This is a genomic window from Pseudomonas sp. PS01303 (genome assembly GCF_029959385.1).
GTDB lineage: Bacteria > Pseudomonadota > Gammaproteobacteria > Pseudomonadales > Pseudomonadaceae > Aquipseudomonas > Aquipseudomonas rustica.
In genome coordinates this window covers 14,259-29,363 of the sequence record NZ_JASCPK010000028.1, presented here as the reverse complement: position 1 = coordinate 29,363, position 15,105 = coordinate 14,259, and the positions used below count along the sequence as shown (strand labels likewise).

The following is a 15,105-nucleotide window of genomic DNA, read 5'->3' as shown; positions in this document are numbered from 1 at the left end:
CTTTAAAACAGGCGAAAACGCTAACATTTATGAGTTTCGATTCACCAAATGCGAATTTTGATCGCCTACAACCGCGTCCAGTAGCAGATACATTGGCCATGTCGATCATTTGTAACCGTCCGGCCAACTCACCTTCCTATCCACAATTGCTGGGACAAAAATCAGCAATCCTCCCTGGGTCAATTTTCAATCGGCAGGATGGGTCAGTTTTCAATCAGCGCCAACAATCAAACATCTTGCCTAGCCAAAAGGGCCTTCAGATCGCTTGCATGCAGCTGCTCTTGATGCCTATTGATACCATTGGCGCTGATGCTATAGGATCAGATCAGGAGATGGCATTCCTCCTTTAACCGCCTTCGTGCTGATGATGCCTACGTGAACCCTGGACAGGGTGCGTAGGTGCGTCTCCCTGTCCTCCATTTTAGGACAGGCTATGATCTTATCCTCCGAGTTTCCTTTTTCTTTCGGCGCGAGCCGCTTACCAGTTAGTCCACTCAGGTCTGATGAGGTGGGCTCGCCATGCTGAAGTCTTTAATGGTCATCGCCGTTGGCGCTTCACTTGGAGCCTGGTTGCGCTGGATATTGGGCATGAAACTGAATGCTCTGTTTCCTACGATTCCCCCAGGTACTGTGGTCGCGAACATGGTTGGGGGCTACATCATCGGCCTGGCCATCGCCTTCTTGGCCGCTTCTCCTACCCTCAGTCCAGAGTGGCGTCTCCTGATCATCACGGGTTTCTGTGGTGGGCTTACCACCTTCTCTACATTTTCAGCCGAAACGGTTGCCTTGATTCAGGAAGGCAGACTGGTCTGGGCGCTTGGCTCAATTTCGTTGCACGTTGCAGGCTCGTTAGCGATGACCGCTGCGGGGCTTCTGTCCTACCAAATGATTGGTACTCGCTGAGGAGATAGAAATGAAAGGCTATATGGTCGTTTTCTTCACCCAACAAAACCGTCGTTATCAGGGAAAGATGCTAGGCGAATGGATCGTCGACGTGGCTAAAGAAATGGGGTTGCGAGGCGCCACGCTCTGCACCGGAATCGAAGGGTTTGGGCACACAGGAAAACTGCATTCATCGCACTTTTTTGAGCTGGCGGATCAACCCACGGAGATTCGCTTGGCCATCACGGAAGATGAGGCAGAACGATTGTTCAAACGATTGGACTCTGAGGAAATATCGGTGTTTTTCACGAAGACGCCAGTCGAGATGGGCACCCTTGGAAAAATGCCCTCCAGCTCAACACCCTCCACAACTTCGGAGCTATGAACATGAGCTACGCGGACATCCCAGCTGGCAACGCCATCCCCGATGACTTCTTCACCGTTATAGAGATTCCTGCAAACCACTCGCCGATCAAGTACGAGGTGGACAAGCCAAGTGGGCAGATCTTTGTCGACCGCTTCCTCAGCACACCGATGTTCTATCCAGCCAACTACGGATTTATCCCGAACACGCTGAGCGACGATGGTGATCCGCTGGACGTCCTGGTGGTTTGCCCTTATCCCGTCTCACCTGGTGTTGTCATCCGTAGTCGCCCGGTTGGTGTGATGTACATGACTGACGAAGCCGGAGCGGATGCCAAGGTGATCGCAGTGCCTCACGAGAAACTTAGCTCATTGTACACCGACGTGAATGAGTGCTCAGACCTACCTGCGTTACTCCTCGCACAGATCCAGCACTTCTTCGAAAACTACAAAGCATTGGAGCCGGGTAAGTGGGTGAAGATGGGGCGTTGGGGGAGCGCGGATGAGGCGCGGGAAGAGATTCGCAAGTCGGTAGCGGCGTATATCCCCAAATAGGCTTACTCCAGATTCAAATGCCACTGTCGTAGGATCGCGCTGAGGTGCGTGCATTTATGCTGGGCCTCAGTTGCTTCAATCATCAAATATCCGAGGAGCCACACACCTGTAAAGAAGGATCGATGCTCGCTCGCCTAGTGAGGCTATGTGCTTGGAGCGCGCTCCTGCGTTTCATGAGCGAGCCCGTGCCGGGGAACACACTGACGGCTGATTAAGGCTCGGTGTAAATCGTTACAGGCTATGTGCCCTGCCGTGCTGGTAAACCTCGGATGTTAAAATAATCGCTTTGGATCAAAGCGCAAGGACACTGATGACTCATAGTAGAGCTCCCGCAGAAACCCCTAGAGCAGCCGCGATTCTGGCTCGCTTCCTATCGTCGGAATCCGCTGGCGGTCTTGTACTGATGGGCGCAGCACTCGCGGCCCTAATCGTGGCGAACTCGCCTCTCTCGCAAGGTTATTTTGCCGCCTTGCACAGTGTCTGGTTGGGCATGTCTGTGGAGCATTGGGTCAATGATGGCCTCATGGCCATCTTCTTCCTGATGGTCGGCCTAGAGATCAAAAGAGAGGTTCTGGCAGGTGGGCTTTCCACTTGGGGCCAGCGCGCCCTGCCGGGGTTTGGTGCTTTAGGTGGCATGGTTGTGCCTGCGCTGATCTACATCGCAATCAACTGGGGTAATTCTGAGACTTTGAAGGGGTGGGCTATCCCAGCCGCTACCGACATCGCATTCGCCTTGGGCGTCTTGTCGTTGCTGGGGAAGCGAGTCCCTACGTCGCTGAAGGTCTTCCTCGCCGCCTTGGCGATCATTGACGACCTGGGTGCTGTAGTCATCATTGCCTTTTTCTACACCTCTGGTCTTTCCATGCCGATGTTGCTGGCATCGCTCGCAACCCTGGCCATTCTGATCGCAATGAATCGATTGGGCGTCAGACGATTGTTCCCGTATCTGCTGGTAGGTGGTGTGCTGTGGTTCTTCGTGCTGCAATCGGGAGTGCACGCCACCCTTGCAGGTGTCGCTGTAGCGCTGTGTGTTCCAATGGGTAAGCCTGAAGAAGAAGCCCGGTCTCCACTGCTGTTCCTAGAAGAAAAGCTGCATATGTGGGTAGCGTTCGCTGTGGTGCCGATTTTTGGCTTCGCCAATGCGGGTGTTTCATTGGCCGGTATTTCGATGGAAAACCTAGTCGATCCGGTTCCGCTGGGTGTAGCGCTCGGTCTGTTGGTGGGCAAGCAAGTTGGCATTTTCCTATTAGCTGCTCTGGCCATTCGTATGGGCTTGGCCAAACTGCCGGAAGGCAGCAATTGGGCACAGCTTTACGGCGTTGCGCTCTTGTGTGGCATCGGCTTCACCATGAGCCTGTTCATCGGAAACCTGGCGTTTGCTGGATCAGCTCACCTGATCGACGAAGTAAAAGTCGGTGTGTTGATCGGTTCGACCTTAGCTGCAATCGGTGGAGTCCTGATTTTGCGACGCAGCGCTGGGCCCGCCATTGTCGCCGCCACGGTCTCTAAATAAGCGTAAGCGAGCCGGCCACGGAGTTTCTCCCTGACAGAAATCCTGTGGCTGGAACATCGTCTCGCGAAGTGAGGTCATCGTGCTTTACGCCACAAGCTGCTGAGATAGCCCATCAAAGGCTGATTGGCGGCATCAACTCGGACACAACTTTTTTCAGCATGAACGTTTCGCGCTGAATTGACTGCCCCATCGATGACTCCTGACGCTGCATCACGGCTTCATTATGCGTTATGGCCTCATGCAGGTTGATCCAGACAGGCCGCATACCATTCGCGATTTCGTGGCTTTCCATTCTCACGGGCTCTAGCTGGGGCGCTACTTCGCATTGATAAAAATGCGAGGTCATGTGCATCAGATCGTACTGTGGCTTCCAGTAGGGCCGGTACTCCTCAATGTAACCGTAGTGCTGGAGCACCTGTATTTCACGGGCGCCAGTCTCTTCCTCAAGCTCACGCTTCAAGCCTGTGACAATGTCCTCGTCACCGTCAAGGCCGCCGCCAGGAAAGCTGAAGTCGTTATAGCGCTCGGTAAACAGCAACAGGATCTGCTCATGCCGCATCACGATGCCGCGTGCTGCATGTCGACGGAATACTCTGCCCTGCTTTGATGTGAGCTCGGGGTGAACAATTTCAGTTATGAGTTGCATGTGCTCTCGTTACGGCAAGATCAGTTAGTCATCGCCCAGGGTGGCCACGGCATTTCCGCAGTTCTGGAAATACTGTGGCCAGTGGCACTGGCTCAGCGAAGCAGCAATACGGGAAAAGTGGATGTTCGCAGCATCGTCGTGGTCGTGCTGCCTACCAGAAATTGCCTGATGCGTGAGTGCCCGTAACTGTCGGTTCTTCCCCGCTATTGCGGATCAATTCCAAGGTGTTGCGAGAGGTGCCGCATTCGGGGTTGTGGTAGATCGTGATCTGGCTCATATCGCTTCCTCGTGCTGACGTTAGATGGAGCGCTGGTTGACGCGCTTGGACAGGTCTTCGGCGGACTCTTTACGCTCGGAGTACCGATCAACCAGATAATCCTGGCGATCCCGCAACAGCAGGGTGAATTTCATCAACTCCTCCATCACGTCCACCAGTCGGTCGTAGTACGAGGACGGCTTCATACGGCCTGCTTCATCGAACTCGGTGAACGCCTTGGCCACGGAAGACTGGTTAGGGATGGTAAACATCCGCATCCATCGGCCAAGTACCCGTAGTTGGTTAACCACGTTGAAGGATTGAGAACCACCACAGACCTGCATCACAGCAAGGGTTTTGCCTTGGGTAGGTCGTACAGCGCCCATCGCCAGCGGAACCCAGTCAATTTGGGCTTTGAATACCGCACTCATGGAGCCGTGACGCTCAGGGGAGCACCACACCTGCCCCTCAGACCATTGCATCAGCTCGCGCAGCTCAGCGACCTTGGGATGTGTATCGGGAGCGTCATCCGGCAGCGGGAGACCTGACGGGTCAAAGATCTTGGTTTCGGCGCCAAACTCTTCCAACAAGCGCGCTGCTTCCTGAGTCACCAGCCGGCTGAAAGAGCGCTCTCGCGTCGATCCGTACAAAAGCAGAATTCGAGGCTTATGAAGCGAAGGCGTACGAGGTGCCAGTTGCTCCAACGAAGGAATGTCGATCAGGTCGGCGTGGACGTTCGGCAATGTGTCTTGCATATAAACTCCTACGGCGACGCCAGGTTGGGCACCGCCTCGGTTGATCTCTAAAGTGAACCGATGCGACTCAGTTCAGCTTTCAACTGTTCAGCGCTTATGGTCTTCAGTGGAAGCGCAAGAAATGCGCTCACGCGCTCGTGAATTTTCACGAGTGTGGCTTCAAACGCAGCGGTGATCTCGGCTTCCGACCCGCTAGCCTCAGACGGGTCAGCCAGCCCCCAATGCGCCTTCAAAGCTGGCCCAAAGAAGATTGGGCATGCCTCACCTGCAGCCCGGTCACAGACAGTGATCACGATGTCTGGAGGCGAGCCTTCAAAAGCATCCGAAGCCTTGCTGCTTAAGCCCGCCGTAGAGATACCCGCCGCCTCAAGCGTCTGCAGTGCCCTTTGATTCACCCGGCCACTGGGAAAGCTCCCCGAGCTGACCGCTTCTACGCCTTCAGGCGCCAGGTGATTGAACAGCGCCTCGGACAGGATGCTGCGGCAGCTGTTGTGGGTGCACATGAACAAGACTTTCATCAGAAGATTCCTTGATTCAGAAACTGAGGCGCAATGCCAGGGCAGACAAGGTGGCGACGAGGATAGGCAAGGTCAGCACGATCCCAGTCTTGAAGTAGTAACCCCAACTGATCTTGATGTCCTTCTTGGCCAGCACATGTAGCCACAACAGCGTGGCCAAACTGCCAATTGGGGTGATCTTCGGGCCTAGGTCGCAGCCAATGATGTTGGCGTACACCATCGCTTGCTGAACGACGCCATCCACTTCGGCGGCATGAATGGATAAGGCACCCACCAGAACCGTGGGCATGTTGTTCATGATCGACGACAGCAATGCCGTTAGCATCCCAGTACCCAGGGATGCCCCCCAGACGCCATAACCGGCGAATACGTTCAGAATCTGGGCGATGTGATCAGTCAGGCCCGCGTTCTTAAGGCCATAAACGACCAGATACATACCCAGGGAAAAAATCACCACTTGCCATGGAGCCTCCTTGAGCACCTTGCTTGTGTTGATGGCATGACCACGAGCCGCGATGACATAGAGGACGAATGCGCAGACCGTAGCAATGGCGCTGATTGGCACACCCAGCGGCTCAATGACAAAGAATCCGATCAGGAGTAGTGCCAGCACCCACCAGCCGGCTACGAAAGTGGCGCGGTCGTGAATTGCCTCGTCCGGGTTGTCCAGTTGGTCGAGGTCATAGGTCTTTGGTAAATCTTTGCGGAAAAACCACAGCAGCATGGCTAATGTCGCTGCCACGCTGACGATGTTTACCGGCACCATGATCGAAGCATATTCGTTGAAGCCGATATCGAAGTAGTCGGCAGAAACGATGTTGACCAGGTTGGAAACCACCAGCGGTAAGCTCGCCGTATCGGCGATAAAACCGGCTGCCATGACGAATGCCAACGTAGCAGCAGGAGAAAAACGCAACGCCAGCAACATCGCGATCACAATGGGTGTGAGGATTAACGCTGCTCCGTCATTGGCGAACAGTGCCGACACAGCTGCGCCCAGCAAGACGATGAACGCAAACAACTTACGAGTGCTTCCAGCACCCCACCGCGCTACATGCAACGCAGCCCACTTGAAAAAGCCTGCTTCATCAAGCAGCAGGCTAATGATGATGACTGCGATAAACGTCCCGGTGGCATTCCAGACAATGCGCCAAACCTCTGGTATGTCAGCCAGGGTAACGACGCCTGCCAGCAGCGCCACGATGGCACCCAACGTCGCGCTCCAACCTACCCCGAGCCCCTTGGGTTGCCAGATGACGAGCACGATAGTGGCGATAAAGATCAATACGGCAATCAGCATTTCAGTAATCCGGTTGGGGCGTGAATCAGCTGCACACGCCCTGATTGATAGGGCGGTCGTTCATACCGCACAGGCGTTTAGCCTCGGTTTCCAGCCAATGCTGATTGGCGTCTACGACTTCTTTCAAAACCGCAGTTACCCACGCAGGCAAGTCGGGGTTCAGGCGGTAGTACACCCACTGACCTTGCCGACGATCCATCAACAAACCAGCAGAACGCAGCAGGGCCAAATGACGAGAAATCTTCGGCTGGCTCAGGTCGAGTGCCGCCGTCAGCTCGCAGACACACAGCTCGCCTTCGCTCACGACAAGCAGGGAAATTTTGGCTCGGGTGTCATCCGCCAAGCACTTGAATAACGTGGTGGGGTTCATGGGTTCTGTCATAGATCCTCCAGGTGTTTGGTCTTGACCAAAACGAAGAGCTTGATGCGCTCATGGATGTCGTGGAGCGTGTGGCGAAATGCGCCGGGATCATCGCTCGTTACTGGGTCAGAAAAATCCCAGGCAATGACTTCACCTGCACTGGGCATTGATAGGCACTCGCTGGCGGACTTATCGCAAAGAGTGATGACGTAATCGAATCGATCAGCTTGAAACTCGCTGATGGACTTGCTTCGCAGGCCCGCTGTATCGACTCCAACTGCCTCCAATGCCTGAATCGTGCGCGGATCAATCTCAGACGGTTGGGATCCTGCGCTGAAGGCCTCGAAGCGCGGGTCGGTGTGCCGCAGTAACGCCTCTGCAAGCTGGGAGCGGACTGAATTGGCAACGCACACGAAAAGAACTTTGATAGCAGGGGTCATGACTGGACTCGATGCATATGGAAAATCGAATATACGCTTTGGCAGATATTCGGTAAAGCGAATATGATGACCGCTGCTCAGGCTTGAGCCATAGCGGTCATGCAAAGCAAGGCATAGGGAATGACAGGGTGGAGACGGAGATGATGATCCAGACAATGCAAATAGCCGGAGGGCAATGGCAGCGCTTTCGCGACGCCTTGGAGTCTGCTGACCTTCCATCAGACGATGTGGATCTTCCGAACCGAACCTTTTTCGAATTCACGCGGGATGGTGAGACTGTTGGGTGGGGAGGGTTTGAAACGCATGGGGCAGATGGATTGCTGCGTTCCCTGGTCGTGGAGCCGGCATACAGATCGACAGGGGTTGGAGCTGAAATGCTTCGAGTCGTTGAAGCAATAGCTGCGAAGCAGGGAAACGCTCGATTTCATTTGCTGACAACAATTGCATCAGGCTTTTTTGAACAGCAGGGATACGCACTAACCAGCGAGACTCTGAGCCGCCTCTGATTGGGAATTGCACCTCACTTGACCAATCGTTTGCATTGCACTTGACCACCTGTTTGCATCGGACTTGACCAGCCAATTGCATTGGATCTGACCACTTGAAGCACGGCGTAAGCCGATCAGAACGAGTTCCATGATGGTCGACCTCAATTATCGATTTACGCTATCGTATATCGATAATTTCATCCAGCCTTGTCAGAGATCAGGTATTGACCATGACTGAAATAACCAAGACTGACCGTAGCCCTTGGGCTGTTTTTTTGATCTTCCTCCGCTTGGGGTTCACCTCCTTCGGCGGCCCAATCGCACACCTGGGCTATTTCCGCGATGAGTTCGTGGTGCGTCGACAATGGTTGAGCGAGCGCAGCTATGCGGATCTTGTCGCCCTTTGCCAGTTCTTACCGGGGCCAGCCAGTAGCCAGGTCGGGATTGCGCTCGGGTTGTCTCGATCCGGCTACGCCGGGGCACTAGCCGCGTGGATGGGATTCACCTTGCCCTCCGCAATCGCCTTGATCCTCTTCGCACTCGGCATCGCCAGTTATGGTGATGCCATGCCTGCTGGCGTGCTGCACGGTCTGAAGGTGGTGGCCGTGGCGGTGGTCGCCCAGGCTGTCTGGGGCATGGCGCGCAATCTTTGTCCCGATGCGCCGCGTATTTCCATCATGGCAGCGGCGACCTGCTTCGTGCTGCTCGTACCCTCTGCCTGGGGGCAAGTGAGTGTCATCATCCTTGCAGCCATCGTCGGCCTGCTGCTATTCAAACCACAGCAGGGCGAGGCCCATGATCCACTACCGATCAGCGTGCGGCGTCGCGTTGGCTTGTTCTGGCTGGCCCTGTTCTTTGCCCTGCTGCTTGGGCTGCCGTTGCTGACAGCTGTGTTCCCGAGCCAGACACTGGCGATGATGGATGCCTTCTACCGCGCCGGCTCGCTGGTATTCGGTGGCGGGCATGTGGTGCTGCCGCTGTTGCAAGCTGAGGTCGTACCAACAGGCTGGGTCGACAACGAAGCATTCCTCGCGGGCTATGGTGCGGCGCAGGCCGTGCCGGGGCCTCTATTCACCTTTGCAGCATTTCTCGGTGCCTCGATGAACCAAGCACCAACTGGCTGGCTTGGCGGGCTGATTTGCCTGCTGGCGATCTTTGCGCCGTCTTTCCTGCTGGTGGTGGGGGCCTTGCCATTCTGGGAGCACCTGCGCCGTAACCTGCGTACGCAGGCAGCACTGCTGGGCATCAATGCGGCCGTGGTCGGCCTGCTGCTTGCTGCTCTCTACCAGCCGGTATGGACGAGTGCGATTCATGGCCCGCAAGACTTTGGCCTGGCCCTCGTGGCACTGGTGGCGTTGATGTTCTGGAAGCTGCCGCCGTGGATGGTCGTGCTGGGCAGCGGTGTCCTGGGCGGGCTGTTGAGCATTGCACTGTGAGATACATCGAGTGACCGACAAAGACCTCTACGGCGGGTTGATCCGCCTGCATATCCTGCACCACGCTGCCGAGGCTCCCATCTTCGGGCTGGCCGTCATCGAGGAGCTGAGCCACCACGGTTACAAGCTCAGCGCGGGCACGCTGTATCCGATGCTGCACGGTTTGGAGAAGAAGGGTTATCTGTGCTCGCACCATGAACGCACTGGGCGCCGCGAGCGACGCATGTATGAGATTACCGATGAAGGCCGAGCCGCGCTGGCAGATGCCAAGGTGAAGGTTAGGGAGTTGTTCGGCGAGTTAATCGAAGGACGCTGATGGTCTTAACCGGAGTGCCTGCGACCAGCTACTTGCTTTCATGACCGCACACTGACCGAAAGCAGTGGCCTATTAGCTACGTACGCTTTTGGCCGACTTCTGCCCGTCAAGGCGTACCCGTGCGCCGGTCAAATTCGATGCAAACAACTGGTCAAGTCGAGTGCAACAGGTGGTCAAGTCCATGCAATTACGCATCTGATCTCACAGACGGAGCAGTTCAGGGGGCTTTGCCCTGGCTCGGCTTGCTACATGTGCAAGGCGTTACCATTCGTCAATGGCTTATAGTCTGCCCACCCGATAGTCTGAAAAGCCAGATCGGAAAAATGTGGCAGTGAAGCTCAGCACACAAGACCACGAATCGCACAGTCTCTGGTGCGGCGGCCCTCACTCGATAGAACGCAACGACAGGCTAGATGGCATTAGGCTCGTATGCCGTGGTCAAGCCGTATAATCTCGTCATGGATAATTGTGAGTCCCATAGGTGTGCACAGCACCCTGCAGGGTGCCTGACGGCCTACACCTACTACAGATCTTACGAGCCATCGCTCCGCCTTCTTTCGGCTTCCAAACACTTCAAGTGCGATTGAGAAGACCTGCTCGTAACGCGTTTCAAAACAGCGATGCCTAGCACTCCAGCAGCCGATCGGGGAGCGAACGCATCGCCCGACAATCCTAAGCTCATTCATGCTTCACCCTCTGGTGATACTGGTCTGGTCGCCGCTCGTACTCTGTGCAGGGGGCATCCCGACAGGGCCACCTCGTGGCGCGGCCCTTTAGCTCAGACGCAACGCTTCCATCGAATTGAAGATCTGCTCCCAGCTACCTATCACTCAGCACTGATTGTGCAAAATGGGAAAGATTGGAAGCCCCGCCTCCATTCCTGCGCAACAGATAACCCTTGATACCAACCTGGCCAGGCCCATCCCGATCACACCTTTCTGAGTCGCCAATCATGACAATCCGCCTCTGACTACTGAGCTCATTTCCTGGCCGAACATCAAGTAGATCGCAGATGTGCTGGTAGATGGTCGCTTGCGGTTTCATAACACCAATGCGATAGCTGAAACCATAGGCCCCAAGGTGCGGGAAAATCCTTTCCACTACGGGGCCGTAAGGCATGGCCAGGTTTGAACACACAGCCAGTCTCAGCCCTGCAGCTTGCAGTAGCCCAACGGCCTCAACCGCGTCTGGATAAGGCCGAATGCTTGCCAGTTCCTCCTCCAGGCATTGGTCGAGAAATGCAAGCTGGGAGGGCGAGATTTTGATACCAAAGTACAGCGCAGCCTCGCTTAGGGAAAGGCAACGGGTCATGATCGCTCGAATGTCATCAGCGCGAGGCAAGCGGCCTTGGCGTCGCCCCTCTCGAAGCAACTGTCGAAACGGATGTGTCGGCTGCTGAATCTCGACCAGCGTTCCGAAGGCGTCAAAGATAACGGCATTGGTCTTCATCTGAGTTTCCTTCGCTGGTCACCGTCCGCAAGACAGCCACTCTAACGAGAATCAAGTTCAACAACCAAAAAACTAAGCTATCGAAGAGTAACGCCAAATTTTGAAAAATCATCCACCAGCGTTTTTCGACCCAGCATTTTCGGAAGCTTGAAGACGTTCCTGTACCCATACCACAAAAACATAGGAATAATGACAAGCCCAACTCCAAAGGTTGCCGTTGCAGCAATAATCCCAGCTGGAACCGCTGCTAGCGAAATAACCACACCCTTTACCAAAGTCGACCTTGCAATAATTCGCAGATCATCCAAGTCGCACTCAACTTTCCCACCAGCCTTCTCAAAAGCGACAACAATTATCGATTTCTTTGAGGCATGCTTATAGTACCAAGTTCGCGGAACATCAGTCGCCAAAGCACCATGCTTCACAAGGTACTTCAGCATCACAACCTCTTTGAAATAGAGAGTAGCGCCGTGCTCATCTTCGTATCTAACACGTCGATAGAGAGCGTCTAGATCACCGCTCCCTTGAGCATCATAGTTCTTAACAGTCAATGTCAGTTTCTTTAACTCGGACATGCTTCCTCCCTTAAACACACATTAACTATTAATGGATTAGATGACGGCGGGGCCTAATTAAGCAGGCTGAGACAGCGGCCTCGACAACGCGGGGGCAATCAAGCGGCGGCAGGCAATCGGCTGACCATGACGTAATGATCGTTGCCTGACACTGTCCGCAATAACGCCATGCCTTCGACCTCCGCTATCACCTCACTAGGGGGTGTGACAATTGTCATCCCATCAGCCAGTTGCCCTGAAAGATCGCCATACACATACGCAACGAAACGATCGCCAACTTCAGCTGCATCTACCAGGTACGCGTCCACTAGTGCACCCCAATCATGGGCCTGCGCGATCGCCAACTTAGCTGACACCAGACTGGGCAGTCGTATTACGCCCTCAACCATCCAGTCCTGGGAATTCAGACAACTCATGGATTCTCCATCACGTTCGAATTTGAAACCTACTCACTTACTGAAAAAGCTAAACGACGGCAGCCCAATCAGTCTTCATACACTGACAACTAGGTCTGGCCGAAAGCCAGTTTCTTCGGTGGGATAACCACGAGGATTACTCACAAACCGAACGCCATTAACCACCTCATCCACAGCTTCGTGGGTATGGCCAAAGATCCATAGATCGATCTTGAAATCCATCAGGCCATCCCAATTGTTTCCATAGGCTGCTCGCAAGTGAGGATCGGCTCCTTGGTCACTCACGAACTTCATAAGGGGCGGATAGTGAGTCACAACTACACGCTTACCGTTGAATGGCAGCGATAGCTGGCCCTCCAACCACTCCTTCGTCTCTCGATTTCTCGCGATCAGATCATCAGGGCGCAAACGCCGATACTGTTCACCGACACGGATTGCGCGAAAGTCATTCAGTGAGTTACGAGCGCACCAAGAAGCAGCTACTGGGTCTCCGGTCGCGGCCAGGCTCGTCCAACCCGTAGCGCAGAGAAACTGCACGTCACGGTGTTCTAAAACCTGATTTTCCAATACGTGGACGTGCGCCTCAGCAGCGTCAAGCAGCTTGCTGTGGGTTCGATCTATATTCCCGCTGTAGTGCTCATGATTGCCCATGGCATATATGACAGGCGTGCTGAAGGTCAGGCTGGCCCACATGGCCCCCCTGGACTTCACGTGGATGTCACCGGCTAATACGACCACGTCACAGTCCACCACAGGGGGGACGAAATCGGCGAACTCACAATGCAGATCAGACAGTATATGAAGCTTCATCCCAAGCCTGCTGACGTCGACTTTCTAATAAATTGATCATTCCCTGGCCCGGTCGCTCGGACGCGGCGAAGCTGCCATCAGTAGGCCCACGATAAACGATGATCGCCATTATTGCTAGCTTTCGATATTTATCGACGCATGGCGCTGTGGCCCTATTCTTCGTTTTGAGCGCTCAGCATGCAGAACGAGATAGCAGCAATAGTCCGAGCTCTGCGCGACCTGAGAGGATCAGCTCAGGAGGAGCTTGCCGAGATCAGTTCCCAAGCCAATCTGTCACGATTGGAGCAAGGGAAAACGCAGGTCTCTTTGGTCAAGCTGAGCAAGATCGCGCGCACCCTGGATTTCGACCTCGTGGCTCTCGTCGCGCTATGTCAGGCCCTCCAGGATGGGTCATCACCTATCGATGTCATGGCGAAGGCTTCAAAGGACTTGGAAGGCTTCGTAGCCCAGGGAGGGTTGCAGGGCCTGAAGAGGCATTGGGACGCTGGTGAAGGGCTGGTGAAGCGCACGCGAGGCAAACCCAGCAGCCCAGATCGAATCCGGGCAGTACTAGAGCTCAAGGCCAGTGGCATGTCGAAGGCGGAGGTGGGTCGAGCGCTGGGGTTGCCTGAAGCGACTGTCAGGCGTTACTGGCTCAAAGAACTGCCTGGCTAGAAAGGGAGTTGTGGGGTGAGAGCAGAGAAGCTCTCCACTTTTCCAATTCGATTTAGCGCGGCGGCAGATCCGTGAAGCGCAGCCGGGGATAGATACGCCTTTCCTCAGCGCATTTGGAAATCTGCAAGAACGCTGACAGCAGTGCATCTTCCGAAGGGCAGTGGCGGGTCATGACCTCGAACTCGTTGTAATCGAAGGCTAGGACGCGAATTCCGACCTCATCCATGAATTTCAAAATCATGGCGCTGTATTCATCGTAGTTGTCGATAAAAAGCTCTCTGACCACGACAACTCCCACCAGGGGGCGTGCAGCAAGATCAATGTCCAAGGGCGTGCCGTCCACAAGCGCTAAGGCTGGATTGCCTTCTCGCCTGATCGTTGAGATGGCGCCACGTAGTTGCTGCAGGCCGTTCTTCAACTGACTTATGGCCTTCTTTCGCTTTCTCTCAAGCGTTGTGTTCATCATTGCTGGCGTATTGGGACTGTCCTTCGCCTGCAGCAGCAAAGTCACTTCATCGCCCATCACCACTACGTCAGCCAGCTCCTCGCCATCGGAAACCTTCAAGGGGCCATGGATGATCCGCTCGGAGGTGTATGCGCGCTGGAGAAGATAGATGATGTCCAACTCCTGAAACGTGCCCGGCTCAGTGCGCTCTAACTGCGTATTGGAGAAGCCTTGGGAGCCTCGAAAGTCCTGGCGGGTCAGGTCGGTGATCAAATAGTCCGAGGGGAACAGATCTTCCTGCAGGAACACCGTTGTGGCACGAGCGTCGTCCTCATAGGTCGTGAGGCTGAACCATCTTTCCGCCTGCTCATACATCTTGGGCCAGTGATCTGCTCCAATGGGGCTGAGTGTACCGAGCTCCTTGCGGAGCTGACCAAGCTTCGCCTGGGCCTTACAACTGAACAGCTCGCGGTTGTGCTCGTCGAAAAAGCACACACTGAATTCGTCAGGGAAGCTCTGCAGTGCCTCTGTGAGAGGGTCACCAGGGATGAGTGGGGTTTTGATCAATAGCGGACTTTGTGGGTCATCAAAGCAGGCTGTGAGAAGCGTAAGCCCCGTCGTTTCGCCTGCCTTGTATGGCGCAAGGTAAAGCTTCAATTCACGCCTTTGCTGAGCGGCCAAGATCAGCTCTTTCCCTGCCTTGATTACCAGCACGAAGCCTTCAGGGCCTTCAACGATCCATAATCCACGGGCTAAGACAGCGATTTGCTGAAGCGCTTGTGGCTTCATGATCGTGAGGTACATTTGAACTCCTTGGCGGTTGCCTGATTGCGTCCTGCAAAACCCGAAGCCTAAAGCGATGAGGCGAGGCCTATGCTTACCATTCAAAATTCCCATCCTGGCCAACCAAAATTTGGCTAGCCAGGC

General features: G+C 54.8%; 19 protein-coding genes, 2 pseudogenes and 1 riboswitch. Of the genes and pseudogenes, 8 read left to right on the top strand and 13 right to left on the bottom strand.

The features are described 5' to 3' along the window. The first annotated feature begins 319 nt into the window (after nt 1-319). A riboswitch (Fluoride riboswitch) is annotated at nt 320-381 on the top strand. A gap of 138 nt (nt 382-519) precedes the next feature. The 4 genes from crcB to nhaA all read left to right on the top strand — a co-directional run bounded on the left by crcB (nt 520) and on the right by nhaA (nt 3,313). Then, nucleotides 520-903: a fluoride efflux transporter CrcB gene (gene crcB, locus QMX93_RS11195; RefSeq protein ID WP_017337059.1), complete on the top strand. Its 384-nt coding sequence runs from the start codon at nt 520-522 to the stop codon at nt 901-903. Between the two features lie 10 nt (nt 904-913). Beyond that, nucleotides 914-1,267, top strand: coding sequence for a DUF190 domain-containing protein (locus QMX93_RS11190; RefSeq protein WP_020191805.1), 354 nt, complete (start codon nt 914-916; stop codon nt 1,265-1,267). Between the two features lie 2 nt (nt 1,268-1,269). After that, nucleotides 1,270-1,800 (top strand): inorganic diphosphatase, encoded by a 531-nt coding sequence (ppa, locus tag QMX93_RS11185; protein ID WP_042561608.1) that lies wholly within the window; start codon nt 1,270-1,272, stop codon nt 1,798-1,800. 310 nt (nt 1,801-2,110) lie between these two features. Further along, entirely contained in the window at nt 2,111-3,313 is a 1,203-nt protein-coding gene (nhaA, locus tag QMX93_RS11180; RefSeq protein ID WP_029615511.1) for a Na+/H+ antiporter NhaA, read from the top strand. A gap of 112 nt (nt 3,314-3,425) precedes the next feature. On the opposite strand, the gene QMX93_RS11175 is transcribed toward nhaA, so the two are convergent. The 8 genes and pseudogenes from QMX93_RS11175 to QMX93_RS11140 all read right to left on the bottom strand — a co-directional run bounded on the left by QMX93_RS11175 (nt 3,426) and on the right by QMX93_RS11140 (nt 7,589). Next, nucleotides 3,426-3,959, bottom strand: a complete 534-nt coding sequence (locus QMX93_RS11175) for an NUDIX domain-containing protein (protein ID WP_020192018.1) — start codon at nt 3,957-3,959, stop codon at nt 3,426-3,428. Between the two features lie 92 nt (nt 3,960-4,051). Beyond that, a pseudogene (locus QMX93_RS11170) lies at nt 4,052-4,147 on the bottom strand (universal stress protein); the annotation flags it as partial. Beyond that, nucleotides 4,144-4,236: pseudogene (locus QMX93_RS11165) on the bottom strand (arsenate reductase); the annotation flags it as partial. The pseudogenes QMX93_RS11170 and QMX93_RS11165, both read right to left, overlap by 4 nt. Before the next feature lie 20 nt (nt 4,237-4,256). Further along, a complete protein-coding gene (gene arsH, locus QMX93_RS11160; RefSeq protein WP_020192019.1) occupies nt 4,257-4,970 on the bottom strand; it encodes an arsenical resistance protein ArsH in 714 nt (237 codons plus the stop codon). A gap of 47 nt (nt 4,971-5,017) precedes the next feature. Beyond that, the gene (locus QMX93_RS11155) at nt 5,018-5,488 is read right to left on the bottom strand and encodes an arsenate reductase ArsC (RefSeq protein WP_020192020.1); all 471 of its coding nucleotides are present in this window, start codon (nt 5,486-5,488) and stop codon (nt 5,018-5,020) included. Between the two features lie 16 nt (nt 5,489-5,504). Beyond that, nucleotides 5,505-6,788, bottom strand: coding sequence for an arsenic transporter (locus QMX93_RS11150; RefSeq protein WP_020192021.1), 1,284 nt, complete (start codon nt 6,786-6,788; stop codon nt 5,505-5,507). Nucleotides 6,789-6,813: 25 nt separating this feature from the next. Further along, a complete protein-coding gene (locus QMX93_RS11145) occupies nt 6,814-7,170 on the bottom strand; it encodes a metalloregulator ArsR/SmtB family transcription factor (protein WP_020192022.1) in 357 nt (118 codons plus the stop codon). Further along, nucleotides 7,167-7,589 carry an arsenate reductase ArsC gene (locus tag QMX93_RS11140; RefSeq protein ID WP_020192023.1) on the bottom strand — a complete coding sequence of 141 codons (423 nt, stop codon included), beginning with the start codon at nt 7,587-7,589 and terminating at the stop codon, nt 7,167-7,169. Before QMX93_RS11140 ends, QMX93_RS11145 begins: the two co-directional genes overlap by 4 nt. Before the next feature lie 140 nt (nt 7,590-7,729). Between QMX93_RS11140 and QMX93_RS11135 the strand changes: the two genes are divergently transcribed. The 3 genes from QMX93_RS11135 to QMX93_RS11125 all read left to right on the top strand — a co-directional run bounded on the left by QMX93_RS11135 (nt 7,730) and on the right by QMX93_RS11125 (nt 9,829). Continuing rightward, nucleotides 7,730-8,095 (top strand): GNAT family N-acetyltransferase, encoded by a 366-nt coding sequence (locus QMX93_RS11135; RefSeq protein WP_020192024.1) that lies wholly within the window; start codon nt 7,730-7,732, stop codon nt 8,093-8,095. Between the two features lie 212 nt (nt 8,096-8,307). Continuing rightward, on the top strand, nt 8,308-9,513 hold the full coding sequence (gene chrA, locus QMX93_RS11130; RefSeq protein ID WP_042561610.1) for a chromate efflux transporter: 1,206 nt from the start codon (nt 8,308-8,310) through the stop codon (nt 9,511-9,513). 10 nt (nt 9,514-9,523) lie between these two features. Continuing rightward, nucleotides 9,524-9,829, top strand: a complete 306-nt coding sequence (locus QMX93_RS11125) for a PadR family transcriptional regulator (protein ID WP_020192026.1) — start codon at nt 9,524-9,526, stop codon at nt 9,827-9,829. A gap of 819 nt (nt 9,830-10,648) precedes the next feature. Here QMX93_RS11125 and QMX93_RS11120 read toward each other — a convergent pair. From QMX93_RS11120 to QMX93_RS11105, 4 genes are all read right to left on the bottom strand, one after another. Continuing rightward, nucleotides 10,649-11,278: an HAD family hydrolase gene (locus QMX93_RS11120; RefSeq protein ID WP_020192027.1), complete on the bottom strand. Its 630-nt coding sequence runs from the start codon at nt 11,276-11,278 to the stop codon at nt 10,649-10,651. Nucleotides 11,279-11,355: 77 nt separating this feature from the next. Then, nucleotides 11,356-11,853, bottom strand: a complete 498-nt coding sequence (locus QMX93_RS11115) for a hypothetical protein (protein ID WP_020192028.1) — start codon at nt 11,851-11,853, stop codon at nt 11,356-11,358. A gap of 98 nt (nt 11,854-11,951) precedes the next feature. Further along, on the bottom strand, nt 11,952-12,269 hold the full coding sequence (locus QMX93_RS11110; protein ID WP_020192029.1) for a hypothetical protein: 318 nt from the start codon (nt 12,267-12,269) through the stop codon (nt 11,952-11,954). A gap of 75 nt (nt 12,270-12,344) precedes the next feature. Beyond that, the gene (locus tag QMX93_RS11105; RefSeq protein WP_020192030.1) at nt 12,345-13,079 is read right to left on the bottom strand and encodes a metallophosphoesterase; all 735 of its coding nucleotides are present in this window, start codon (nt 13,077-13,079) and stop codon (nt 12,345-12,347) included. Nucleotides 13,080-13,256: 177 nt separating this feature from the next. Here QMX93_RS11105 and QMX93_RS11100 point away from each other — a divergent pair, with 177 nt between their 5' ends. After that, a complete protein-coding gene (locus QMX93_RS11100; protein WP_042561611.1) occupies nt 13,257-13,733 on the top strand; it encodes a helix-turn-helix domain-containing protein in 477 nt (158 codons plus the stop codon). Nucleotides 13,734-13,785: 52 nt separating this feature from the next. Here QMX93_RS11100 and QMX93_RS11095 read toward each other — a convergent pair whose 3' ends face one another. Next, the gene (locus tag QMX93_RS11095; RefSeq protein ID WP_020190343.1) at nt 13,786-14,982 is read right to left on the bottom strand and encodes a hypothetical protein; all 1,197 of its coding nucleotides are present in this window, start codon (nt 14,980-14,982) and stop codon (nt 13,786-13,788) included. Between the last annotated feature and the right edge of the window lie 123 nt (nt 14,983-15,105).

Excerpts from the sequence above, each read along its gene's own strand:
- QMX93_RS11110 (WP_020192029.1), bottom strand. The coding sequence starts at position 12,269 with ATGAGTTGTCTGAATTCCCAGGACTGGATGGTTGAGGGCGTAATACGA.
- QMX93_RS11150 (WP_020192021.1), bottom strand. The coding sequence starts at position 6,788 with ATGCTGATTGCCGTATTGATCTTTATCGCCACTATCGTGCTCGTCATC.
- ppa (WP_042561608.1), top strand. The coding sequence starts at position 1,270 with ATGAGCTACGCGGACATCCCAGCTGGCAACGCCATCCCCGATGACTTC.
- QMX93_RS11100 (WP_042561611.1), top strand. The coding sequence starts at position 13,257 with ATGCAGAACGAGATAGCAGCAATAGTCCGAGCTCTGCGCGACCTGAGA.
- crcB (WP_017337059.1), top strand. The coding sequence starts at position 520 with ATGCTGAAGTCTTTAATGGTCATCGCCGTTGGCGCTTCACTTGGAGCC.
- QMX93_RS11145 (WP_020192022.1), bottom strand. The coding sequence starts at position 7,170 with ATGACAGAACCCATGAACCCCACCACGTTATTCAAGTGCTTGGCGGAT.
- QMX93_RS11135 (WP_020192024.1), top strand. The coding sequence starts at position 7,730 with ATGATGATCCAGACAATGCAAATAGCCGGAGGGCAATGGCAGCGCTTT.
- QMX93_RS11140 (WP_020192023.1), bottom strand. The coding sequence starts at position 7,589 with ATGACCCCTGCTATCAAAGTTCTTTTCGTGTGCGTTGCCAATTCAGTC.
- QMX93_RS11095 (WP_020190343.1), bottom strand. The coding sequence starts at position 14,982 with ATGTACCTCACGATCATGAAGCCACAAGCGCTTCAGCAAATCGCTGTC.
- QMX93_RS11120 (WP_020192027.1), bottom strand. The coding sequence starts at position 11,278 with ATGAAGACCAATGCCGTTATCTTTGACGCCTTCGGAACGCTGGTCGAG.
- QMX93_RS11190 (WP_020191805.1), top strand. The coding sequence starts at position 914 with ATGAAAGGCTATATGGTCGTTTTCTTCACCCAACAAAACCGTCGTTAT.
- QMX93_RS11105 (WP_020192030.1), bottom strand. The coding sequence starts at position 13,079 with ATGAAGCTTCATATACTGTCTGATCTGCATTGTGAGTTCGCCGATTTC.
- arsH (WP_020192019.1), bottom strand. The coding sequence starts at position 4,970 with ATGCAAGACACATTGCCGAACGTCCACGCCGACCTGATCGACATTCCT.
- QMX93_RS11175 (WP_020192018.1), bottom strand. The coding sequence starts at position 3,959 with ATGCAACTCATAACTGAAATTGTTCACCCCGAGCTCACATCAAAGCAG.
- chrA (WP_042561610.1), top strand. The coding sequence starts at position 8,308 with ATGACTGAAATAACCAAGACTGACCGTAGCCCTTGGGCTGTTTTTTTG.
- QMX93_RS11155 (WP_020192020.1), bottom strand. The coding sequence starts at position 5,488 with ATGAAAGTCTTGTTCATGTGCACCCACAACAGCTGCCGCAGCATCCTG.
- QMX93_RS11115 (WP_020192028.1), bottom strand. The coding sequence starts at position 11,853 with ATGTCCGAGTTAAAGAAACTGACATTGACTGTTAAGAACTATGATGCT.
- nhaA (WP_029615511.1), top strand. The coding sequence starts at position 2,111 with ATGACTCATAGTAGAGCTCCCGCAGAAACCCCTAGAGCAGCCGCGATT.